Raw genomic sequence first — 21,133 nt, 5'->3', positions numbered from 1 at the left:
GGCAGTACGCCTCCCATCATAGGACACATTGTGTCATGAAGGAAACTTATTGTCTGTACGGAGGTCAGTATGAAAAGCCCTCGATTCGACTGGGTTTCGCCTAGGTGAAGGCGCCCAGGCAGGAGCTCACGACGGAGTGCCGGCCACGTTGCGTTGGTACCAGGGCCGGCCGTGCCAGCGCTGGTAGTGCCAGACCGCGCTCGGCAGGAGGCCCCGTTTGTGCAGCCAATAGCCGGTGGGGGTGGGCAGGCTGGGGTCTTGGCGCCCGACCGTGATCTCGCCGAGAACCACACCCTCTCCTTCTTCGGCTCGTCGCTCGGCGACGATCTCGCCCGATGCCGTGGTGATCATGGTCGAGCCCTCGAAGTGGCCGCGGTAGGTCGCCGGCAGCCACGGCATCGAGCATTCGAGGTTGCCTGCGTGGGCGGCGTGCACGCAGGGTGCGCCGACGTACCGGGCGAACGAGGCTGCCGCGGCGCGGGCGGTGAGACGGTTGTTCCGCTCAATATGGTCGAACACGGTGCGTGGTCGCCATTGGGGGATCGACCACCAGCCCGAACCGGTCATGAGCAGGTCGACGCGGCCCTGCAGGCGTCGGACCGTGCCGGTGCGCATCAGTTCCCAGCACACTGCCGCGCCGACGTGAAACCCGTCGGCGTCGATGATCCCGTCGTCGTTGCCACCCACGTAGAACGCGTTCTCCCACATGGTGGGGAAGTCCTTGTCGTGGCGCCCGATGATGCCGGTCGGATCGGCGAGAAGGTACGCATTGCGGACGTGTCCGTCGGCGTCGCGGCACAAAAAAGACCCGCCGACCAGGGCTGCGTGCCGATGGGCGAGCGTGGTGAGAAGCTGTGTCGCGGCGCCGTCCGGCGGCAACGCTGCGTCGGCCAGTGAGTCGGCGAAACCGATTCCCGTGGAGAAGAACTCCGGTAGCGCGATAATGCGTGCGCCTGCACGTCCGGCTTCATCGCCGAGCCGCTCGCAGGCGGCCAGGTTGGCCGGAACGTCAGCCAGTGTCGCCTCGAGTTGGATAGCCGCCGCCAGAACCATGATCGAACGCTCCTCGGGTTGTTGATGCACGGGTGGACACATGGTGTCATCTGCACGTGATCGTAGCCTCTGGCGGGTGCGGGAACGGCCTGGACTGCCGGATCGCGCGACACTGTTGACATCAGGACACAAAGTGTCCTACGGTCATTTTTGTGTCGCTGGTTCGTCCACGTAGAAAGGCAGTCCGAGATGACGACTACGCTTGGTGATTCGAAACAAGTTCTGATGCAGCGGGCCCTTGATGGGTTGTCGACCCATATCGAAGAGTCCACCCTGACGACGCGGCAGAAGCTGGCGTTGACGTGCCGGGCCCTCTTCGATGCGGGCCACGATTCCGGCCTGGCGGGTCAGATCACCGCGCGCGCCGATGAGCCCGGTACCTACTACACCCAACGGTTGGGGCTGGGGTTCGACGAGATCTCCGAAGGCAATCTGCTGCTGGTCGACGAAGATCTCAACGTTCTCGAGGGCCAGGGAATGGCTAACCCTGCCAATCGATTCCATACCTGGATCTACCGCGCCAGGCCCGATGTGCAGTGCATCGTGCACACGCACCCGTTCCACGTCGCGGCGCTGTCGATGCTGGAAGTCCCGCTGCAGGTATCGCAGATGGATATCGCGCCCCTGTATGACGATTGCGCCTTCCTGGCCGACTGGCCCGGAGTTCCGGTCGGCAACGAAGAGGGCGAGATCATCAGCGCCGCACTGGGGGGCAAGAAGGCGATCCTGTTGGCCCATCACGGCCATGTGATCGCCGGGGCCAGCATCGAGGAATCGTGCTCATTGGCGATGCTGATCGAGCGCGGCGCCAAACTGCAACTGGCCGCCATGGCGGCCGGCACGATCGCCGACCTGCCGCCGCGCCTGGCGCGCGAGGCCCACGACTGGACGTTGCGGCCCAAACGCAGCCAGGCCAATTTCGCCTACTACGCCCGGCGCGCGCTGCGCAATCATCCCGACGCGCTGGCCAGTTGAGCATTCGCTTCAGCCCAATCCGGATCCGAACCACAAAGGACGACCCAAATGACCGCCAATACTGAGATCCACGGAATCCTCGCCTATCCGGTGACCCCGTTCACCGCCGACCAACAGATCGACACCGGCAAGCTCGCTGCCCTGGTCGAACGACTGGTGGCGAGCGGAGCGCACGGTATCGTCCCGCTCGGCAGCACGGGTGAGTCGGCGTACCTCACCGAGGCCGAGTTCGATGCCGTCATCGACACCACGATCGAGGTCGTCGACCGGCGGGTGCCCGTCATCATCGGTGCCTCAGATCTGACGACTGCCAACACCATTCGCCGGGCGCAGTATGCCGAGCGGGCCGGTGCCGACGCGGTCATGGTGCTGCCGATCTCGTATTGGAAACTGTCCGAACGGGAGATCGCCCAGCACTATGCGGCGATCGGTGCCGCGATTGGCATCCCGATCATGGTCTACAACAACCCGGCGACCAGTGGCATCGACATGCGTCCGGAACTGCTGGTGCAGATGTTCAAGGACATCGACAACGTCACCATGGTCAAGGAGTCCACCGGTGACCTGTCGCGCATGCACCGCATCGCGGAGCTGAGCGGTGGGCAGCTGCCCTTCTACAACGGCAATAACCCGTTGGCGCTCAAGGCCTTCAATGCCGGCGCCAAGGGATGGTGCACGGCGGCTCCGAACCTGCGACCGCAGCCGTGCCTGGATCTCTACGACGCGGTCCGCGCGGGCGATTCGGCGCGGGCTGAATCGTTGTACGAGGAGTTGCGTCCCCTGCTGGAGTTCATCGTCGCTGGGGGTCTGCCCACCACGATCAAGGGCGGGCTAGAGCTGCTCGGCCAGGGGGTCGGCGTGCCGCGGCTGCCGTTGCTTCCGCTCGACGACGCGGGTCGCGAGGAGTTGCGTCGGCTCCTTGCAGTGTCCTGACCCGGCGCCGCGTTTCGGTTACTTGCGATGGCGATCCGCACCTCGATATGGTGTCCCGCATACCTTCGCACTGGCCATCCAGCGTGAGGAAGGACCGCCTCGGCGGTTGCGGGAGATCTGGCGACGGATCTCGGTGGAGTTTGACGCACCCATCGCGCACTTTGCGATGCCATCTTCCGACGCAATGCCAGTAGGAGTCCGATGAACGTCCCGTCCCGGCACGATGCTGAGTCTGAACTCTCGGTCGGCACTGTCAAGACGTTGTTTCGATTTCCGATCAAGTCTGTTGGCGGGCGCATGATTCCACAGGCGCACGTCGATACCTCGGGTCTGTTGGGTGATCGTCGGTACGCCTTCGTCGACCTCGAGAGCGGCAATCTGTGCAACGCCAAGAATCCCCGAAAGTATGGATCCATGCTCGCGTGCCGGGCCCTCTACACCGAGGAGCCGCGTCCGGGCGAGCCGTTACCGGTGTTGGAGGTGGTGTTTCCCGACGGCAGCGCCCATCGAAACATCGGTACCGCATTGGATGACGCCATGTCGCGGTACCTGGGCCGCCGCGTCCGGCTCACGACTAGCGTGCCGGAAGGGGCCAAAACCGAACTGGTCTGGGATGAAGCAATTCCCAAGGACGTGGTCGGCGACTACCTCACCGTCAACGCAGACGGTGACGACGTGCTCACCTATGCACCTAATGAAGGCGACACATTCTTCGACCTCACACCGTTGCACTTCCTCACCACGTCCACCCTTGAGTTTTTTCAAAAGCGCCATGCGTCAGCCAATTTCGATGCGCTTCGGTACCGCCCGACGATGCTGGTCGACACGCCGGAAGCCGGGCTGGTCGAGGATGTCTGGGTGGGGGGAACGCTCGCGGTGGGCGACGGGCTCAGAGCCAAGATCGAACTGCACACATCGCGGTGCGTGATGTCGACGCTGGCCCACGCCTCCGATGTCCCGCTGGACCGGGCCACGCTTCGCACCATCGTCAGGCACAACACGAAGGTCATTCCGGGCATGGGCCGCTGGGCCTGCGCCGGTGTGTATGCCGGGGTAGTCAGGCCGGGATATGTGCGGGTGGGGGATCAGGTGCGGTTCCAACCGGTGGCCGACCGCTGAACGCGACACGAGGAGGAGCAACTGCATGATCAAACGACTCAACCCGGATCTGGGATATCTGGAGCCGGTGATCTTCGAAGCCGTGGGTACTTCGCAATTGGTGATCGCCGGCAACATGGTCCATTGGTCAGGCATCGTGGCCGCTCGAAGCGGCCCCGACGGTGTCGAGTTTCCGGCCGACGACGTGGCGGGCCAGTTGGCCGTCATCCTCGACACTTTGGACTTGTCGTTGACCGCAGCGGGTACCGATCGCACCCGCATCGTCTCGATGACCATCTTCACCACCGCCATCGATGACCTGTCGATGGCGTTGGCCAAGGTCTACGAGCCCTGGATCGGTGTGCACCGGCCGGCAGTCACCTCCATTGGTGTCGCGCGGCTCTCGCTGCCCCAGATCCTCTTGGAAATCCAAGGTGTCGCTCTTGCCGGCGACCAGATGTAACAAGGAGAAATGACTTTGGACGGGCTTGTTCTGCCTCTGGGTATTGACACTGCCATCACACTGCTCGCCGCTGGGCTCATATTTCTGCTGGCACTGGGGCTGGGTATCTGGAAGTACCGACAGATGGTGACCAACGACAATCACTTCGCTCACCCGTATGTCGATATCGCCCACCGCGCATCGCTGCTCTACGCGTTCGCCACGCTGCTCACCGCGGTCTTCGTCGAGCTCAGTGCATGGCCGGCGTGGGTCAATCTGACTGCGGCGATGGTCCTGGTGTTCTACTTCATGGCTGCCATCATCAGCTACATCGTGCACGGGCTACTGCGGGACACCACGAACCAGTTCGAACATCCGAATACCGGCCTGCATATTTCGATGGCCCTGCTGATCGTCGGCGAGATGGGCGGATTCTCAGTGTTGTTGGCTGGTTTTGTCGCCAACTACTGGTTCTAGACGCCCGCCGCCCGATCGAGTGAGCCGGCGGGCGAGGCGGGTTGGCAACGGCAGTCGTCATGCCCTCCGGCCCAACAATTTTCGAGTGCGTGCCGGCGCCGCGGCCGGGATGTCGGCAAGGATGTCGGCGAGCGTGACGTCGTCGAGGCTGGCCCGCCAGGCCTGGTGAGCGTCAGCCATTTTCACCGCCAGGATGCACTCGTGACGGCACCAGGCGGCAGGTAGGGCACCGCGGCCCTGCCGCCGGATCTCGCGGCACTCGTAGGGGGCGGATACGCCGTCGACCGCCTCGACGATCTGCAACAGTGTGATGTCGTTCGGTGCCCGCCCGAGCCGGAACCCGCCGCGTGGTCCGGTCGTCGCGGCCAGCACACCCGCACGGGTGAGCGCCTGCAGCTGCTTGGCGAGGTAGGCCGCGGGCAGGTCGAAGTACTCCGCGAGATCGGCGGCCGATGCGGTGGTCCCGGCCTCGAGCTGCGCCAGCGACGTCGCGCAGTGCAGCGCCCACTCCGTGGCCACGGGAAGTTTCACGGCCAGAAGTTTATTACAGATATTACGGACCGATATAGTCCGAGATATCAATCGGCCAGGACAGGAGTCGTCATGCGAATCGCAGTTGCCGGATCGACGGGAAACATCGGGGCGCGCGTGCTCGCGTCCCTGCAGGGCGCGGGACATGAGGTGGTGGCGATCAGCCGCTCGAATGGGGTGGATCTGTCCAGCGGGGACGGGATCGACGCGGCGCTGGCCGGTGTTCAGGCGGTCGTCGACGCGATCAGCGCGCCGCCCACCGATCGGGACACCACGGTGGATTACCTGGGCACCGCGACCCGCAATCTGCTGGCCGCCGAGGAACGCGCCGGCGTCGGGCACCATGTGCTGCTCTCGATCGTTGGAATCCACGACATCGAGGGCAATGCCCACTACGCCGGAAAACGTGAGCAGGAGAGCCTGGTCGAGACCGGGGCCGTGCCGTGGACGATCGTGCCGGCCACCCAGTTCCACGATTTCGCCGAGATGGTGGTGAGTTGGACGGAACAGGACGGCCGGGCCCAGATCGCGCCGCTTCTGGTGCAGCCCATCGATCCCGACGATGTGGCTGCGGTCCTGGCCGAGGTCGTGGTCGGTGACCCCCGGGGCCGCTACGTCGACGTGGCCGGTCCGGAAACGCAGGATCTGGTCGACATGGCCCGACGCACCTTGGCCGTGCGCGGCCGCGAGGTGACCTTGGTGCCGACATGGTCATCGATCTTCGGGGTGACGATGGCGGGCAATGCGCTGCTGCCCGGCGAGAAGGCCCGCATCGCGCCCACCACCTTCGACCAGTGGCTGAGCCGGCAGTCATAGGCCCGATGCACGCCGGGCCCGGGATTGTCACCGGTCCCTGACATCATGGACCCCATGCCGTTGGAGGCGCCCTCGCCCGCTCTGGGCGATCTGGATGATGAGCAGCGGGAGGCTGTACTGGCCGCCCGCGGTCCGGTGTGCGTGCTTGCCGGTGCGGGTACCGGCAAGACCCGCACGATCACCCGCCGGATCGCGCACCTGGTGGCCGGCGGCCACGTCGCACCCAGTCAGGTGCTTGCGGTGACGTTCACCGCGCGCGCCGCGGGGGAGATGCGGACCCGGTTGCGGGTGCTCGGTCAGGAGTCGGGGGTGAACACCGCCGCGGTGCAGGCGGTGACGTTTCACGCCGCGGCGCGCCGGCAGCTGCAGTACTTCTGGCCGCGCCTGGTCGGCGACACCGGGTGGGAGCTGCTCGACAGCAAGTTCGCGGTGGTCGCTCAGGCCGCGAACCGGGCCGGCATGCAGACCAGCACCGACGACGTTCGCGACCTGGCCGGCGAAATCGAGTGGGCCAAGGCATCTTTGATCACTCCGGAGGCCTACAGCACCGCGGTGGCGAAGGTCGGACGTGACATCCCGTTCGATGCGGGCAAGGTTGCGGCGGTCTATTCGGGATACGAGGCGCTCAAGGCGCGCCGTGACGGCTCGGCGTTGTTGGATTTCGACGACCTGCTGCTGCACACCGCCGCGGCCATCGAGAACGACGCCGCGGTCGCCCAGGAATTCCGTGACCGCTACCGCTGCTTCGTCGTCGACGAATATCAGGACGTCACGCCGTTGCAGCAGCGGGTGCTCGACGCCTGGCTCGGCGAGCGCGACGACCTCACCGTGGTCGGTGACGCCAACCAGACCATCTATTCGTTCACCGGGGCCACTCCGCGGTTCCTGCTGGACTTCTCGCGGCGATTTCCTGAGGCCGCGGTGGTGCGGTTGGAGCGTGACTACCGCTCCACGCCCCAGGTGGTGTCACTGGCCAACCGGGTCATCGCGGCGGCCCGCGGCCGGATGGCCGGCAGCAAGCTGCATCTGGTGGGGCAACGAGATCCTGGTCCCGAGCCGACGTTCTCCGAATATCCCGACGAGGTGGCCGAGGCCAAGGCCGTCGCGCGGTCCATCAAGAAGCTCATCGAGAACGGAACAGAGCCGGCCGAAATCGCGGTGCTGTACCGGATCAACGCGCAGTCCGAGGTCTACGAGGAGGCGCTCACCGAGGCCGGCGTCGCCTTCCAGGTCCGCGGTGGTGAGGGTTTCTTCAGCCGCCAGGAGATCCGTCAGGCATTGGTGGCGATGCAACGCTTCGCCGACCGTGACGTACCCGAGGACAACGTGCCGGCCCTCGTACGTGAGCTGCTCGAGCCGCTTGGGTTGACCGCCGAACCGCCGGCCGGCACCAAGGCACGGGAACGCTGGGAAGCGTTGACGGCGCTGGCCGAACTGGTCGACGAAGAGGTCTCGGTGCGTCCGGAACTGGACCTGCGGGCACTGGTCGCAGAGCTGCGCCAACGGGCCGACTCCCGGCACCCACCGGTGGTGCAGGGCGTGACATTGGCATCGCTGCATGCGGCCAAGGGCCTGGAGTGGGATGCGGTGTTCCTGGTCGGCCTGGCCGACAACACCCTGCCGATCTCCCATGCGCTCGCGCACGGGCCGGACAGCGAGCCGGTGGAGGAGGAGCGTCGCCTGCTCTATGTCGGGGTTACCCGGGCCCGGGTGCACCTCGGGCTGAGCTGGGCGCTGGCCCGCACCCCTGGCGGGCGGCAGGGCCGTCGGCCGTCGCGGTTCCTCAACGGCATTGCCCCGCAGCTGCAGAATGGGGCCGGCTCGGGCCCGGACCGTTCGCGTCGACAACGTGGGCCGGCGCCGCGCTGCCGGGTGTGCAACGCCGCGCTGACGACGCCACCGGCGATCATGTTGCGCCGCTGTGAAACCTGCCCCTCGGATGTGGATGAGGGGCTGCTGGCCGAGCTCAAGGATTGGCGGCTGCGCGTCTCCAAGGAGATGAAGGTGCCGGCGTACGTGGTGTTCACCGACAACACCCTGATTGCCATCGCCGAGTCGCTGCCCACCGACGACGCCGCACTGGTCGCCCTCCCCGGCATCGGTGCCCGCAAGCTCGAGCAGTACGGCCCGGATGTCCTTGCGTTGGTCGTCGGACGGGTGAAGGGCCGCCAAGATTCGTAAAGATCGCGCCAAAACCGCAGGTAGAAAATAGGTTGTGCGATATGGCTGTTAGGCTTTAGCCTCTTAACACAGCTCTGGTAACGAGACGGAAGGAGGGTGCCCGCAATGGATATCAACATCAATTTCGGTGGTGTAGCGGTTGCAGGCATGCCGTCGTCCGTGTTCGCCGTCGCCGCTGCCCCCTCCGCCGCCGCCTGGCCGGCCGCCGCTGCAATTGCGCCGCAGCATAAGCGCCGTCCCGCCGCCGCGACAGGCGCGTCCGTGGATCGGAGCCCCTTCTAGGAAGAGCTCCCATCACCGCCAAATGGCCACGGACCCGCAGTTAACCGGATCCGTGGCCAATTTTTTTGGGAGTTGTTCTCCACCCCAGAAACCTGGTCGCAGATCCATCGAAAGACAGATCGCAGACAACAACGACCAGGAAGCAGGGGGATAAGCACATGTCCATTGCGATGACCGCTCCGGAGGTGAGCGTCGCGCCGGTGACATGCGAGCAGCGGCTACCGGCAGTGCCATGCCACATCGGGAATCCCGATCTGTGGTTCGCCGAGAGCCCAGTCGATCTGGAGCAGGCCAAGGCACTGTGCGCGGATTGCCCGATCCGCAACGCGTGCCTCACCGCCGCGCTGGAACGGCAGGAGCCGTGGGGCGTCTGGGGCGGTGAGATCCTCGATCGCGGAACCGTCGTGGCCCGCAAGCGGCCGCGTGGGCGTCCACGGAAGAACGCCGCGGGGAACCCGGCCGCCGCCTAAGCACCCGCCGCCTAAGCACCCGCCATTGTCACGCTGGAGTGACGCCCGAAGCCGGGCATCACTCCAGCGTGACATTCGGGCGCAGCTGAGGCCTAGGCTGCCTCGTCGGCGAAACCCGGAACCAGTTCGGTGGCAATCGCTTTCATCGGCACATGCGCATCGAGTTGGCAGGACATCGCGATGGTCGAGGCGATCACGCGCAACGGGATGGCCAGGTTGGGCGGCAGATCGAGCTGGCGGGCGGTCCTGATCTGGGCCACCCAGTTGTCCATCTGGCCGGCCGCCATCCGCTGAATCCACCGACGGTTGTAGTGGAAGACGTCGACCTCGATCGGTTGGACGTACTGGCGCAGCATGTCGTCGACTTCCTCGATCGAAACCTGCTCGCCCTTCTGGATGAAGCCCGCTTCCTCCATGGTCGGCAGCAATGCGTCGTAGTTCTTGTCCCGGGCCAGCCGGATGCACTCGCCCAGGGCGGTCGGGAAACCGTCGGGCAGGGGCGCAACGGCGCCGAAGTCGATGACGCCCATCCGACCGTCGGGCAGCAGCATGAAGTTCCCCGGATGGGCATCGCCATGCATCATCTGCAGGCGCTTGGGGGCGTCGAAGGTGAGTTCGGACAGCCGGGTGCCCATCAGGTCCCGCTGTTCGGGGGTGCCCTCGCGGATGATCACCGACATGGGGATGCCATCCATCCATTCGGCGATCACGACCTTCGGCGCGCTGGCGACGATGGCGGGGATGCAGAAGTGCGGATCGTCGCGGTACGCCTTGGCGAAGGCACGCTGATTTTCGGCCTCTAGGCGGTAGTCGAGCTCCATGTCGGTGCGTTCGATCAACTCGTCGACGATGCCCTGGATGTCGATGCCGGGGGCCAGCTGCTTGAACACGCCGACCAGGCGCTGGATCGTCTTGAGGTCCGCGCGCAGTGCCTCGTCGGCACCGGGGTATTGGATCTTGACGGCGACCTCGCGGCCGTCGGACCAGACCGCCTTGTGCACCTGACCGATGCTGGCCGAGGCCACCGGGGTGTCGTCGAACGAGATGAACCGTTCCCGCCATTTGGTGCCGAGCTGCGCATCGAGGACCCGGTGCACCTTGGCGGCCGGGAGTGGCGGTGCTTCGCGCTGCAGCTTGGTCAGCGCTTCCCGATACGGCTTGCCGTACTGCTCGGGGATGGCCGCTTCGAGCACCGACAGCGCCTGGCCCACCTTCATCGCGCCGCCCTTGAGCTCCCCGAGCACGGCGAACAGTTGTTGGGCGGCTTTGTCCATCAATTCGGCAGTGACTTCGTCCTTGGACTTGCCGGTCAGGCGCTTGCCGAAGCCCAGTGCGGCGCGACCGGCCATGCCTCCGGCCAGCCCGGCGAGCTTGGCATTACGTGCGACGCTTCCCCGTTTGATCTCGGTCACACGACCATCATCCACGACTCGCCTGAACTGCCCGCAGTCAACTGGCAACATTCGTTTTCAACATGGGCAGTCGGGGTGCCGGGACCAGCGCCTCGCGACGATCGAGTACCCGTCGGCGTCGAGTTCGAGGGTGGTGTTCAACGTCGGCGGCGCGGCGGGCGCAGGCTGGTTGTCGTCGCCGTGTCCCACGGCGCGGATCACCAGGTCGACCTGCCGCAGCGCCAACGCCGCGGTGGCCAGGATGGTCGCGCGGCCGGCGCTGCCGACGGCGCCCCTGAGTTGGGTTGCCACGGCAGGCCACGCCGCGTCGCGATCGGTGCGGTGGAGATCGGCGCATTGCAGGCAACTGGTCAGACCGGGGATGACCAGCGGCCCCACCAGGCCGGCGCCGTCGCGGACCCGCACCGGCAGGTGGGCGATTCCGCCGTGATGCAGTTCCTGCAGCAGCCGCGGGTCGGTGATCTGGTAGTCGGCCAGCACCACCAGGTCGGTGGAGGCCGCCACGTTCCTGGTGTGTGGGTGTGTGCTGTGCCTGACCCGGGCGCCTGAGCAGCGCAGGCCGTTGGCCAGCAGTTCCGACAGCGGTCCGCGGCCGTGCACGCGGATGGATGCCGACCGGGTCGGCCGCGGGGGAGTGAGGGCGGTGAGTATTCCGGTCTCGGTCAATGCGGCGATCAGCTCATCGATGGCGTCGTCATCGTCGAATGATTCTGCCGCCGTGATCAATTCGTCACGGGTGGCGCCGGCCTGCAGTGACCGCAGCAGATCGGTCAGTTGCGCCTGGCTCATCCCGGTCGGGGGACGCACCAGGACCGCGCGCCGCGGATCCCAGCCCAACTGAACCGCCTCGTCGGGACGCAGCAGGATCGGTCGGCCTGCGGCGAGCACATAGCGCGTCATGCGAAAACTCTGCCACGGCGGCGGGAACCGCCGTTTCAGTTATCCACAGGCCGCCGTGGGGCGGTCAGGACTCGCTGCCGCGGTCACCCTCGGCGTCGCCTTTGCCGCCCTCGCGCTGCTCTTTCTCCAGGTCGGCGATGGCCTGTTCGAAGGCGCTGTCGATGCCGCTGGTGTCGCCGCCGATCATCCGGTCGATGAAGCCGGCCGGATCGTCGAGGTCGGCTGCGCTCGGCAGCAGATCGGGGTGCTCCCACACGCTGTCGCGGGTATCGGTGCCGACTGCCTCGGTCAGCCGTTCCCACAGCACCGCGGCTTCGCGCATCTTGCGGGGGCGCAGTTCGAGGCCGACGAGCGTGGCGAAGGTCTGCTCGGCGGGTCCGCCGGTGGCGCGCCGACGACGGAGCATCTCGGCCAGCGCCGAGGTGCCGGGAATGCGCTCGCCCAGCGCCGCGGTGACGACGGTCTGCACCCAGCCCTCGATGAGCGCGAGCAGAGTTTCCAGCCGTTCCAGGGCGGCTTCCTGCTCGGGGGTGGCTTTGGGCTCGAAGATGCCCTGGTTGAGCAGTTGCTCCATCTCCGACGGGTCGCCGAGGGAGGCCGGGTTGAATCCGCGGGCTAAGTCCTCGATGCCCGACATGTCGACCTTCATGCCCTTGGCGAAGGCCTCGACGGTGCCGAGCAGTTGGCTGGACAGCCACGGCACATGGCTGAACAGGCGGTGGTGGGCGGCCTCACGGGCGGCCAGAAAGGTGAGGATCTCGCTGCGTGGCCGCTCCAGGCCCTCGGCGAGTGATTCGATCGCCTCCGGCATGAGTGCTGCGACGCCCTTGGGGCCCAGCGGCAAGCCGACGTCGGTGGAGGTGAGCACTTCGCGGGACAGCTTGCCCAGCGCCTGCCCCAGCTGGGAGCCGAACGCCATGCCGCCCATCTGCGACATCATCGCCAGCAGCGGACCGGCCATGCTCTTGGCCTCTTCGGGCAGCGCCGACGCCCACACCGCGGAGATCTGCTCGGCCACCGGGTCGCACAGCCGCTTCCAGGTGTCCAGCGTGTTGTCCAGCCAGTCGCTGGGGGTCCAGGCCACCGACCTGGTGGTGCCCGCGGGCAGAGGGGTGACCCCGTCGAGCCAGGTCTCGGCGAGCCGTACCGCGTCGGCGACCGCGCCGCTCGTCTTCTCCGGCACCGGGGCGACGAACCCGATCGAGTTGGACGCCAACTGCCGGGCCAGGTCGTAGTTCACCGGCCCGGATTGCTTGCCGCCCATGGCGCCGCCTGCGCCGCTGAACATCTCGCCGAGCTTGGTGAAGATCTGGCCGAGGTCGCCCATGTCGAAGTTGGCTCCGCCCATGCCCAAACCGAACGGATCCGAACCCGGACCTGGTCCGGAGTTGGCGGGCCCGGACCCCGAATCGGGGTCCTTCTTGTCTTTGTCTCGGTCGGGGTCATTCCCGGTGGAGAAGCCGAAGGGCAGGTCAGGCATATCTATAACGGTACTCATGCCGGGGTGTCCGGGTGCGCCTGTGGGTCACGCTGTGGGTGAACACGATGGTGCAGGCCTTACTGTGGGCGGCGTGAACAGGCGGATTTTGACGCTACTGGTTGCGCTGGTGCCGATCGTGGCGTTCGGTGTGCTGCTGTCGGTGGTGACGGTGCCCTTCGTGTCGTTGGGGCCCGGTCCGACGTTCAACACGCTCGGCGAGGTCGAGGGCAAACAGGTGGTCGACATCAAGAGCACCGACGACACCGGCGGCTCTGTGGTCCACCCCACCTCGGGGCACCTGAACATGACCACCGTGTCCCAGCGTGACGGCCTGACCCTCGGCCAGGCGATCGCGTTGTGGATGTCGGGCCGTGAGCAACTGGTTCCGCGCGACCTGGTGTACCCGCCGAACAAGTCGAAGAACGAGATCGACGAGGCCAACAACTCGGATTTCAAGAAGTCCGAGGACAGCGCCGAGTACGCAGCACTGTCGTTCCTGAAGTATCCGGTGGCGGTGACCGTGCAGAGCGTCACCGATCCCGGTCCGTCGGCGGGCAAGCTGCGCGACGGTGACGCGATCGACGGGGTGAATGGGACAGCGGTGGCCAACCTCGACGAATTCCAGGCCATTCTGAAGAAGACCAAGCCGGGTGAGCAGCTGGTGATCGACTTCCGTCGCAAGAACGCTCCGCCCGGCGTCGCCACCATCACGCTCGGTGACAACCCGGACCGGGACTACGGATTCCTCGGCGTGGGTGTGCTCGACGCACCGTGGGCGCCGTTCGGCATCGACTTCAACCTGGCCAACATCGGCGGCCCGTCGGCGGGACTGATGTTCAGCCTCGCTGTCGTCGACAAGCTGACCACCGGTGATCTCAACGACGGCAAGTTCGTCGCGGGCACCGGAACCATCACCGGCGAGGGCAAGGTGGGGTCTATCGGCGGCATCACCCACAAGATGCTGGCCGCCAAGGAAGCGGGTGCCACGGTGTTCCTCGTGCCCGCCGACAACTGCACCGAGGCGCGCTCGGCGCCTCAGGACGGCATGGATTTGGTGAAGGTGGACACGCTGACCGAGGCCGTCGAGGCGCTGCACACGATTTCTGCCGGTGGCGAACCGCCTCGTTGCTGATCCGCAGGCTGCCTGTGGGTGGCTAGAGTTGTAGAAAATCGGGCGGTCCGTCGGGCATGCCACGATTCCACCGAGGCTGAAACGGGAGTTGACCAGTGGGGATGCGGCCGGCGGCGAGGATGCCGAAGCTGACGCGACGTAGCCGGGTGCTGATCGGCCTGGCGCTGGTGGCAGTGCTAGCGCTTCTGATCGGGCCTCGGGTCGTCGACGGGTATGTCGACTGGTTGTGGTTCGGCGAGCTCGGGTACCGGTCGGTGTTCACCACCGTGCTGGCTACCCGGCTCATCGTGTTCCTCGTGGTCGGGCTGCTCATCGGGGTGGTGGTGTTCGCCGGGCTGGCGCTGGCCTATCGGACCCGTCCGGTGTTCGTCCCGACGGCAGGCCCCAATGATCCGGTGGCGCGGTACCGCACCACCGTGATGGCCCGGTTGCGGTTGTTCGGGATCGGGGTTCCGGTTTTCATCGGGCTGCTCGCCGGTGTGATCGCACAGAGCTACTGGGTGCGGGTGCAGCTGTTTCTGCACGGCGGCGACTTCGGGATCACCGATCCCCAGTTCGGCCGGGATCTCGGCTTCTATGCATTCGATCTGCCGTTCTACCGGTTGGTGCTGACGTATCTGTTCGTCGCGACGTTCCTGGCGTTCGTCGCGAATCTGCTGGGGCACTACGTGTTCGGCGGGATCCGGCTGACCGGGCGCACTGGCGCGTTGAGTCGCGCCGCGCGCATCCAGTTGATCAGCCTCGTCGGGTTCCTGATCCTGCTGAAGGCGTTCGCGTACTGGCTGGACCGCTACGAATTGCTCAGCAACACCCGAGCCGCCAAGCCGTTCACCGGCGCCGGCTACACCGACATCAATGCGGTACTGCCGGCAAAGTTGATCCTGTTGGCCATCGCACTGATCTGCGCGGTCGCGGTGTTCTCGGCGATCGTGCTGCGCGACTTGCGGATTCCGGCCATCGGCGTGGTGTTGTTGCTGCTGAGCTCGATGGTGGTGGGTGCGGGGTGGCCGCTGGTTGTCGAGCAGTTCAGCGTCAAGCCGAACGCGGCACAGAAGGAAGCCGAGTACATCAGCCGCAGTATCTCCGCGACCCGGCAGGCTTACGGGCTCACCGGCGACACGGTGACCTACCGCAGCTACGAGGGCAGTGGCGCGACCACCGCGGCCCAGGTGGCGGCGGACCGGGCCACCACGTCGAACATCCGGTTGCTCGATCCGACGATCGTCAGCCCGGCGTTCACCCAGTTCCAGCAGGGCAAGAACTTCTACTACTTCCCGGATCAACTGGCCATCGACCGCTACGCCGGACCCGACGGCAATCTGCGCGACTTCGTGGTAGCCGCGCGTGAGCTCAACCCGGACCGGTTGATCGACAACCAGCGGGACTGGATCAACCGGCACACCGTCTACACCCACGGCAACGGGTTCATCGCGTCGCCGGCCAACACGGTGCGCGGAATCGCCAACGATCCCAACCAGAACGGTGGTTACCCGGAGTTCCTGTCCAGTGTGGTGGGGGCGAACGGCGGGGTGGTCTCACCCGGACCGGCACCGCTGGATCAGCCGCGCGTCTACTTCGGACCGGTGATCGCCGATACCGCAGCCGATTACGCCATCGTCGGCAAGATCGGGGACACCGATCGTGAGTACGACTACGAGACCAACACCGAGACCAAGAACTACACCTACTCCGGCAGCGGCGGGGTGAAGGTGGGTAGCCTGCTCACCCGCTCGCTGTTCGCCGCCAAGTTTGCCGAGCGGAACTTCTTGCTGTCCAACGTGATCGGCGAGGACAGCAAGATCCTGTTCAACCGCGATCCGGCCAAGCGGGTCGAGGCGGTGGCGCCGTGGCTGACCACCGACACCAGCGTCTACCCGGCGATCGTCAACAAGCGCATGGTGTGGATCGTCGACGGCTACACCACGCTGGAGAAGTATCCGTATTCGGAACTGACCACGCTGTCGAGTGCCACCGCGGACTCCAACGAGGTTGCGGTGAACCGGTTGGCGCCGGACAAGCAGGTGTCCTACATCCGTAACTCGGTCAAGGCCACCGTGGACGCCTACGACGGCACGGTCTCCCTCTATGCGCAGGACGAGCAGGATCCGGTCCTCAAGGCCTGGATGAGTGTGTTCCCGGGCACGGTCAAGCCGAAGTCGGATATCTCGCCGGAACTGCAGAGCCATCTGCGCTACCCCGAGGATCTGTTCAAGGTGCAGCGCGCGCTGTTGGCGAAGTACCACGTCGACGACCCGGTGAAGTTCTTCACCAACGCCGACTTCTGGGATGTCCCACTGGATCCCAACCCCACCGCGAGCAGCTTCCAGCCGCCGTACTACATCGTGGCCCGCGACCTGGCCAACAACAGCAACGCGTCGTCGTTCCAGTTGACCAGCGCGATGAACTGGATCCGGCGTGACTTCCTGGCCGCCTACATCAGTGCCAGTTCCGATCCGGCGAGCTACGGCAAGATCACCGTCCTGACCATCCCGGGTCAGGTGAACGGTCCCAAGCTGGCGTTCAACGCGATCAGTACCGACACCGCCGTCTCGCAGGATCTCGGTGTGATCGGGCGCGACAACCAGAACCGGATCCGGTGGGGCAACCTGTTGACCCTGCCGGTCGCCGACGGTGGCCTGCTGTATGTGGCACCGGTGTACGCCTCGCCGGGTAGCAGCGACGCCGCCTCGTCGTACCCGCGCCTGATTCGCGTCGCGATGCTCTACGGCGACAAGGTGGGCTATGCCCCGACCGTCAGTGATGCGCTGACCGAGATCTTCGGTCCGGGGGCGGGTGCCACCGCCACCAATGTGGCTCCCACTGACGGCAAGCCGCAGGCGGTGCCGTCGGCGGAGGCGCTACCGGCAGCCCAGCCGCCGGCCAATGCCGACGGCCAGGCACCGCAGGCGGTTCCTCCGCCTGCCGCCGCGGTCCCGCCCGGTGAGCCGGTGCAGTTGTCGCCGGGCAAGTCCGCGGCGCTGAAGGATGTCGAGTCGGCGTTGTCGGAGGCCCAGGAGGCCCAGCGCAGCGGTGACTTCGGCAAGTACGGGCAGGCGCTGCAGCGGTTGAACGATGCGATGAAGAAGTACGACACCGCCAAGTAGTCGTCCCCGCGAAAAGACGCGTAGGTACCCCAAATCACGGGATTTCGGGTACCTACGCGTCTTTTCGTGCTGCTTGACCTGGCCGCCAAGTCAACGCCAAGTGGTTCCGGTGATGCTGTGCGTCGATAATTTGCACGGACTTTTTGCCGAGAGGACCCCGATGACCCTGACCGATATTGCCCGCGACGGCCTGGACGACGCGTTGAAGGGCCTTCGGGCCCACGTGGCCGCCCCGGTGGCGTTGCCGGGGGAAGTCGGCTATGAACGGGCCACCCCGTGGAATGTGGCGGCCACTGTGGAGCCTGCCGCGGTAGTGCTGGCGACAACCGCCTACGACATCGCCAACACCGTTGGCTTCGCGGCGGCCAGGGGATACCGGGTCGCCGTCCAGGCCACCGGCCACGGCGCGATGGCGGTGGCGTCCGACACGATCCTGGTGGTGACCTCTGAGATGACCGGTGTCACTATCGATCCGGTGGCGCGCACCGCACGGGTGGCGGCCGGCGCCACCTGGCAGCAGGTGCTCGACGCGGCGGCTCCGCACGGTCTGGCGGGGGCGTGCGGATCGGCTCCTGGCGTCGGTGTCGTGGGATACCTCACCGGCGGGGGGATCGGGCCGTTGGTACGTACCGTCGGGCTGTCGTCGGACCATGTGCGGTCCTTCGAGTTGGTCACCGGTGCGGGGGAGTTGCTGCGTGCCACACCGGAGGAGAACGCCGAGCTGTTCTGGGGTCTGCGCGGTGGAAAGTCGACGCTGGGCATTGTCACCTCGGTCGAGATCGACCTGCTGCCGATTCCCGAGTTCTACGGTGGCGCGGTCTACTTCGATGGTGCGGACGCCGGTGTGGTGCTGCGCGAGTGGGCCACCTGGTGTGCTGACCTGCCCGAGTCCATCTCGACGTCCATTGCTCTGCAACAGCTCCCGCCGCTGCCCGGAATTCCGGAGCCGCTGGCCGGTCGCTTCACCGTCGCGGTCCGGTACGCAGCCGTCGGCGATTTCGACGAGGCCGAGCGGCGACTGGCGCCGATGCGCGCGGTCGCCACGCCGGTACTCGACACCGTCGCGGTGATGCCGTACGCCGCCATCGGAGCGGTGCATGCCGATCCGGTCGATCCGATGCCGTGCTACGAACACCACACGCTGCTGCGGGAACTGACCGCGGAGACGGTCGACGTGCTCCTGGGGGCGGCCGGGCCGGATTCCGGTTCGGTGCAGACGATCGTGGAAGTGCGGATGCTGGGCGGGGCATTCGCTCGTGAGGGACGCCACCGCAGCGCGTTCTGCCATCGTGACGCCGCCTTCACGGTGGCCACCATCGGGGTCCTGGCGCCCCCGACGGCTGCCGCTGTGGTGGCACAGGCCGGCGCACTGATTGTCGCGCTGTCGCAGTGGTCCAGCGGCGGCCAGATCGCAAATTTCGCGCCGTCCGAGGATGCTGGGCGGGCCGGGCGGGTCTACGACGCCGAGACCAGGCACTGGTTGGCCGCGCTGGCCGAGCGGCACGACCCGGCCGGGGTGTTCAGGTGCGGCCAGGTGGTGCGTTTCGTGGACTGAATCTGCGGCTGGTTTGACCCAAAAACAAGCCCTGAGCACACGATTTGGAGCTCTGCGTAAGACCCCGGTAACCTTGTATTTGCAACGCGGGGTGGAGCAGCTCGGTAGCTCGCTGGGCTCATAACCCAGAGGTCGCAGGTTCGAATCCTGTCCCCGCTACTAGTGAGAATGGTCCTCGGACGTCAGTCCGGGGGCCATTCTCTATTTGGGTCGATGGCTCATCGGGGCCGGGGCCGCTCATCGTCGAAGCAGCTGATCCAAGTACCCAGCCAGTTCACAGGACTTGCATTGCGCAAGACAATTGATCCACAATGATCTGGACTAACTCCAGAATCGAGGGCCCATGCACAGCGCCGAGGATCGACTGCGCACAGCCGGGCTCCGGGTGACCCGACCGCGTCTCGCGGTACTTGCCGAGCTCGTGGAACGGCCGCACGCGGATGTCGAGACGATCGCTGCCGGCGCCCGAGATCGCTTGGGTGCCGTGTCGACGCAGGCGATCTATGACGTGGTGCACGCGCTCACCGGGGCAGGTTTGTTGCGCCGCGTGGAACCAGCCGGATTGCGCGCGCTCTTCGAACTCGAGACCGGTGACAATCACCATCACCTGGTCTGCCGTGGCTGTCGTGTGGTCATCGACATCCCCTGTGCCACCGGGCAAGCCCCCTGCCTGCAGGCCGGTGACGACCACGACTTCTGCGTCGATGAGGCCGAGGTGACCTTCTGGGGTCGCTGCCCGGCCTGCCGAGATTTCTCCCAGTGAACCAACAACCGAATGGAGTACCGACAATGACCGCCACTCTCACCACCCCCGAACTCAGCCAGATCCAGGGCCCGCAGAAGCTGGGGCCTCTGACGCCCTTCGTCGGTGAATGGGAAGGTGACGTCGGTGTCGATCTGAGCTACCACAACGACGACGACATCACCGGCCACACCAGCTACTTCGAAAAGGCAGTGTTCAAGCCGATCCCGATCCAGGAGAACGGTCAGCAGAAGCTGTGGGGCCTCAACTACTCGATGACCGCATGGCGGCACGGCGAAGAGGCGATGGACCCGTTCCACGACGAGATCGGTTTCCTGCTGTGGGACAAGGCCAACGGCCAGGTGATCCGCAACGTCGTGTTCGGTCGTGGCATCGCGATCCTGGCCGGCAGCGATGCCCAGCCCGGTGACCGCACGCTGCACTTCAACGCCAAGCCCGGTGATCCCAGCTACGGCATCCTGCAGAACCGCTACCTGATGCAGCGTGCCGAGATCAAGGACTTCACCAGCAGCTTCACGTTCAACGACGACGGCACCCTCAGCTACACCTCGGATCTCCTGCTGCGGCTGGCGGCTACCGGTGCCGAGATGCACCACACCGACGAGAACACGCTGCGCCGCGTCAAGCAGTTCCACCCGGGCACCGAGCACGCCTGATCGCTACCGGTGAGAATGGCCCTCAGGCGAAACCCTGAGGGCCATACTCCATTGGGGCGGAACCACTCTCAGAGCCTGGTCAGCCGCAATCTCCAGGCGTCCGGTCCACGCTCGTGGTACTCGATGTCGATCTGACCGGCCGTCCGATCGACCATCTGGCGCAGCAGCGGGATCGGGTCGTGCGGAGCCACCAGGACCAGCGCACCGCCGACCGGGACGGCATCGAACGCTCCGAATACCGTTGCGTGCCTGATGGAGTGCGGCACGTCGCGGACGTCGAGCACCGGATCGTCGGTGTCGTGCTCCCCGCAGGCGCAGGTGTGCCCGGTGTCCCCGCAGTCCTGTTCGCCCAGCAGTTCATGCATGCCGTGGGTGACGTCGGCCAGCGAGATGTCCGGATCGGCCGCCACGATCGGAAGGATCCGGTCGTTCTCGTCGATCAGGTGTGCCCCGAAGACGACCCGCAGGGCCTCGGCGGCGGCGCCCGCTCGGACGGCCGACGGTGCGGTCCGGATCTGGTCGACCAGCCCCGCGATCACCCGATGGGCGGCGATCATCGACTCGACCAGGGGGCCGGCCCGCTCGGTCCGGGCCGCGGCCGGGTACAGGGACTCCTCCTCGGCGAGGGCATGCGGAATCAGTTCGGTGCCGAGGAATTCCACCAGGGCCGCGCGCGCCGCGTCGACGTCGCCGCCCCGCTCGACGGCGGTCAGCATCGATTCGGTCAAGGTGCCCAGGCTGCCCGCGAGTTGAGCGTGGTGGCTCTTGATGGTCTCGACCGCCTGGGCGTCGGCGGCTGTGGACGCGACGACCAGTTCATCGATGGACATGACGACCTCCGTTTCCGGCCTGGCGGATTCTGTGTTCACCGCC

20 protein-coding genes and 1 tRNA gene are annotated in these 21,133 nt (G+C 66.1%); 15 read left to right on the top strand and 6 right to left on the bottom strand.

The genetic code is table 11. The annotated features are described in order from the left end of the window. Nucleotides 1-126 precede the first annotated feature (126 nt). Entirely contained in the window at nucleotides 127-1,053 is a 927-nt protein-coding gene (locus tag JOF57_RS17315; protein WP_209923453.1) for a carbon-nitrogen hydrolase family protein, read from the bottom strand. Nucleotides 1,054-1,242: 189 nt separating this feature from the next. Here JOF57_RS17315 and JOF57_RS17310 point away from each other — a divergent pair, with 189 nt between their 5' ends. From JOF57_RS17310 to JOF57_RS17290, 5 genes are all read left to right on the top strand, one after another. Further along, nucleotides 1,243-2,028, top strand: a complete 786-nt coding sequence (locus JOF57_RS17310) for an aldolase (protein WP_209918455.1) — start codon at nucleotides 1,243-1,245, stop codon at nucleotides 2,026-2,028. 48 nt (nucleotides 2,029-2,076) lie between these two features. Next, a complete protein-coding gene (locus tag JOF57_RS17305; protein WP_209918453.1) occupies nucleotides 2,077-2,961 on the top strand; it encodes a dihydrodipicolinate synthase family protein in 885 nt (294 codons plus the stop codon). A 201-nt stretch (nucleotides 2,962-3,162) separates the two neighbouring features. Next, complete coding sequence (locus JOF57_RS17300; protein ID WP_209918451.1) at nucleotides 3,163-4,080, top strand: MOSC N-terminal beta barrel domain-containing protein; 918 nt, start codon at nucleotides 3,163-3,165, stop codon at nucleotides 4,078-4,080. A 25-nt stretch (nucleotides 4,081-4,105) separates the two neighbouring features. After that, on the top strand, nucleotides 4,106-4,522 hold the full coding sequence (locus JOF57_RS17295; RefSeq protein WP_209918450.1) for a RidA family protein: 417 nt from the start codon (nucleotides 4,106-4,108) through the stop codon (nucleotides 4,520-4,522). Nucleotides 4,523-4,558: 36 nt separating this feature from the next. After that, on the top strand, nucleotides 4,559-4,978 hold the full coding sequence (locus JOF57_RS17290) for a hypothetical protein (protein ID WP_209923451.1): 420 nt from the start codon (nucleotides 4,559-4,561) through the stop codon (nucleotides 4,976-4,978). A gap of 57 nt (nucleotides 4,979-5,035) precedes the next feature. On the opposite strand, the gene JOF57_RS17285 is transcribed toward JOF57_RS17290, so the two are convergent. Then, nucleotides 5,036-5,509 carry an RrF2 family transcriptional regulator gene (locus JOF57_RS17285; RefSeq protein WP_209918448.1) on the bottom strand — a complete coding sequence of 158 codons (474 nt, stop codon included), beginning with the start codon at nucleotides 5,507-5,509 and terminating at the stop codon, nucleotides 5,036-5,038. Between the two features lie 72 nt (nucleotides 5,510-5,581). Between JOF57_RS17285 and JOF57_RS17280 the strand changes: the two genes are divergently transcribed. From JOF57_RS17280 to JOF57_RS17265, 4 genes are all read left to right on the top strand, one after another. Then, nucleotides 5,582-6,325 carry an SDR family oxidoreductase gene (locus JOF57_RS17280; RefSeq protein ID WP_209918445.1) on the top strand — a complete coding sequence of 248 codons (744 nt, stop codon included), beginning with the start codon at nucleotides 5,582-5,584 and terminating at the stop codon, nucleotides 6,323-6,325. Between the two features lie 45 nt (nucleotides 6,326-6,370). Further along, nucleotides 6,371-8,506 (top strand): ATP-dependent DNA helicase UvrD2, encoded by a 2,136-nt coding sequence (locus JOF57_RS17275; RefSeq protein ID WP_273544695.1) that lies wholly within the window; start codon nucleotides 6,371-6,373, stop codon nucleotides 8,504-8,506. Nucleotides 8,507-8,611: 105 nt separating this feature from the next. Next, on the top strand, nucleotides 8,612-8,788 hold the full coding sequence (locus tag JOF57_RS17270) for a hypothetical protein (RefSeq protein ID WP_209918441.1): 177 nt from the start codon (nucleotides 8,612-8,614) through the stop codon (nucleotides 8,786-8,788). Between the two features lie 158 nt (nucleotides 8,789-8,946). Continuing rightward, complete coding sequence (locus tag JOF57_RS17265) at nucleotides 8,947-9,258, top strand: WhiB family transcriptional regulator (protein WP_209918439.1); 312 nt, start codon at nucleotides 8,947-8,949, stop codon at nucleotides 9,256-9,258. 92 nt (nucleotides 9,259-9,350) lie between these two features. Here the strand turns inward: JOF57_RS17265 and JOF57_RS17260 are convergent, their stop codons facing one another. The 3 genes from JOF57_RS17260 to JOF57_RS17250 form a co-directional block, all read right to left on the bottom strand. Then, nucleotides 9,351-10,685 (bottom strand): macrolide-binding ATPase MABP-1, encoded by a 1,335-nt coding sequence (locus JOF57_RS17260; protein WP_209918437.1) that lies wholly within the window; start codon nucleotides 10,683-10,685, stop codon nucleotides 9,351-9,353. 42 nt (nucleotides 10,686-10,727) lie between these two features. Continuing rightward, the gene (locus JOF57_RS17255; RefSeq protein ID WP_209918435.1) at nucleotides 10,728-11,570 is read right to left on the bottom strand and encodes a bacteriocin biosynthesis cyclodehydratase domain-containing protein; all 843 of its coding nucleotides are present in this window, start codon (nucleotides 11,568-11,570) and stop codon (nucleotides 10,728-10,730) included. Nucleotides 11,571-11,634: 64 nt separating this feature from the next. Then, the gene (locus JOF57_RS17250) at nucleotides 11,635-13,050 is read right to left on the bottom strand and encodes a zinc-dependent metalloprotease (RefSeq protein WP_209918433.1); all 1,416 of its coding nucleotides are present in this window, start codon (nucleotides 13,048-13,050) and stop codon (nucleotides 11,635-11,637) included. Nucleotides 13,051-13,141: 91 nt separating this feature from the next. Here JOF57_RS17250 and JOF57_RS17245 point away from each other — a divergent pair, with 91 nt between their 5' ends. From JOF57_RS17245 to JOF57_RS17220, 6 genes are all read left to right on the top strand, one after another. Continuing rightward, nucleotides 13,142-14,182 carry a YlbL family protein gene (locus JOF57_RS17245; RefSeq protein ID WP_209918431.1) on the top strand — a complete coding sequence of 347 codons (1,041 nt, stop codon included), beginning with the start codon at nucleotides 13,142-13,144 and terminating at the stop codon, nucleotides 14,180-14,182. Nucleotides 14,183-14,277: 95 nt separating this feature from the next. Further along, nucleotides 14,278-17,286: a UPF0182 family protein gene (locus tag JOF57_RS17240; RefSeq protein ID WP_209918429.1), complete on the top strand. Its 3,009-nt coding sequence runs from the start codon at nucleotides 14,278-14,280 to the stop codon at nucleotides 17,284-17,286. 160 nt (nucleotides 17,287-17,446) lie between these two features. Beyond that, nucleotides 17,447-18,841 (top strand): FAD-binding oxidoreductase, encoded by a 1,395-nt coding sequence (locus tag JOF57_RS17235; protein WP_163663324.1) that lies wholly within the window; start codon nucleotides 17,447-17,449, stop codon nucleotides 18,839-18,841. Between the two features lie 85 nt (nucleotides 18,842-18,926). Continuing rightward, nucleotides 18,927-19,000, top strand: a tRNA-Met gene (locus tag JOF57_RS17230). A gap of 184 nt (nucleotides 19,001-19,184) precedes the next feature. Further along, nucleotides 19,185-19,604, top strand: coding sequence for a Fur family transcriptional regulator (locus JOF57_RS17225; protein ID WP_163663322.1), 420 nt, complete (start codon nucleotides 19,185-19,187; stop codon nucleotides 19,602-19,604). Between the two features lie 26 nt (nucleotides 19,605-19,630). Then, nucleotides 19,631-20,260 carry a heme-binding beta-barrel domain-containing protein gene (locus JOF57_RS17220; protein WP_163663320.1) on the top strand — a complete coding sequence of 210 codons (630 nt, stop codon included), beginning with the start codon at nucleotides 19,631-19,633 and terminating at the stop codon, nucleotides 20,258-20,260. Nucleotides 20,261-20,328: 68 nt separating this feature from the next. Here JOF57_RS17220 and JOF57_RS17215 read toward each other — a convergent pair whose 3' ends face one another. After that, nucleotides 20,329-21,090 (bottom strand): DUF2249 domain-containing protein, encoded by a 762-nt coding sequence (locus JOF57_RS17215; protein WP_163663318.1) that lies wholly within the window; start codon nucleotides 21,088-21,090, stop codon nucleotides 20,329-20,331. Between the last annotated feature and the right edge of the window lie 43 nt (nucleotides 21,091-21,133).

The sequence above is a fragment of the Mycolicibacterium lutetiense genome, from assembly GCF_017876775.1.
GTDB lineage: Bacteria > Actinomycetota > Actinomycetes > Mycobacteriales > Mycobacteriaceae > Mycobacterium > Mycobacterium lutetiense.
This window is presented reverse-complemented; position numbering and strand designations above follow the sequence as displayed.

Excerpts from the sequence above, each read along its gene's own strand:
- JOF57_RS17315 (WP_209923453.1), bottom strand. The coding sequence starts at position 1,053 with ATGGTTCTGGCGGCGGCTATCCAACTCGAGGCGACACTGGCTGACGTT.
- JOF57_RS17310 (WP_209918455.1), top strand. The coding sequence starts at position 1,243 with ATGACGACTACGCTTGGTGATTCGAAACAAGTTCTGATGCAGCGGGCC.
- JOF57_RS17305 (WP_209918453.1), top strand. The coding sequence starts at position 2,077 with ATGACCGCCAATACTGAGATCCACGGAATCCTCGCCTATCCGGTGACC.
- JOF57_RS17300 (WP_209918451.1), top strand. The coding sequence starts at position 3,163 with ATGAACGTCCCGTCCCGGCACGATGCTGAGTCTGAACTCTCGGTCGGC.
- JOF57_RS17295 (WP_209918450.1), top strand. The coding sequence starts at position 4,106 with ATGATCAAACGACTCAACCCGGATCTGGGATATCTGGAGCCGGTGATC.
- JOF57_RS17280 (WP_209918445.1), top strand. The coding sequence starts at position 5,582 with ATGCGAATCGCAGTTGCCGGATCGACGGGAAACATCGGGGCGCGCGTG.
- JOF57_RS17275 (WP_273544695.1), top strand. The coding sequence starts at position 6,371 with ATGGACCCCATGCCGTTGGAGGCGCCCTCGCCCGCTCTGGGCGATCTG.
- JOF57_RS17270 (WP_209918441.1), top strand. The coding sequence starts at position 8,612 with ATGGATATCAACATCAATTTCGGTGGTGTAGCGGTTGCAGGCATGCCG.
- JOF57_RS17265 (WP_209918439.1), top strand. The coding sequence starts at position 8,947 with ATGTCCATTGCGATGACCGCTCCGGAGGTGAGCGTCGCGCCGGTGACA.
- JOF57_RS17255 (WP_209918435.1), bottom strand. The coding sequence starts at position 11,570 with ATGACGCGCTATGTGCTCGCCGCAGGCCGACCGATCCTGCTGCGTCCC.
- JOF57_RS17250 (WP_209918433.1), bottom strand. The coding sequence starts at position 13,050 with ATGCCTGACCTGCCCTTCGGCTTCTCCACCGGGAATGACCCCGACCGA.
- JOF57_RS17235 (WP_163663324.1), top strand. The coding sequence starts at position 17,447 with ATGACCCTGACCGATATTGCCCGCGACGGCCTGGACGACGCGTTGAAG.
- JOF57_RS17225 (WP_163663322.1), top strand. The coding sequence starts at position 19,185 with ATGCACAGCGCCGAGGATCGACTGCGCACAGCCGGGCTCCGGGTGACC.
- JOF57_RS17220 (WP_163663320.1), top strand. The coding sequence starts at position 19,631 with ATGACCGCCACTCTCACCACCCCCGAACTCAGCCAGATCCAGGGCCCG.
- JOF57_RS17215 (WP_163663318.1), bottom strand. The coding sequence starts at position 21,090 with ATGTCCATCGATGAACTGGTCGTCGCGTCCACAGCCGCCGACGCCCAG.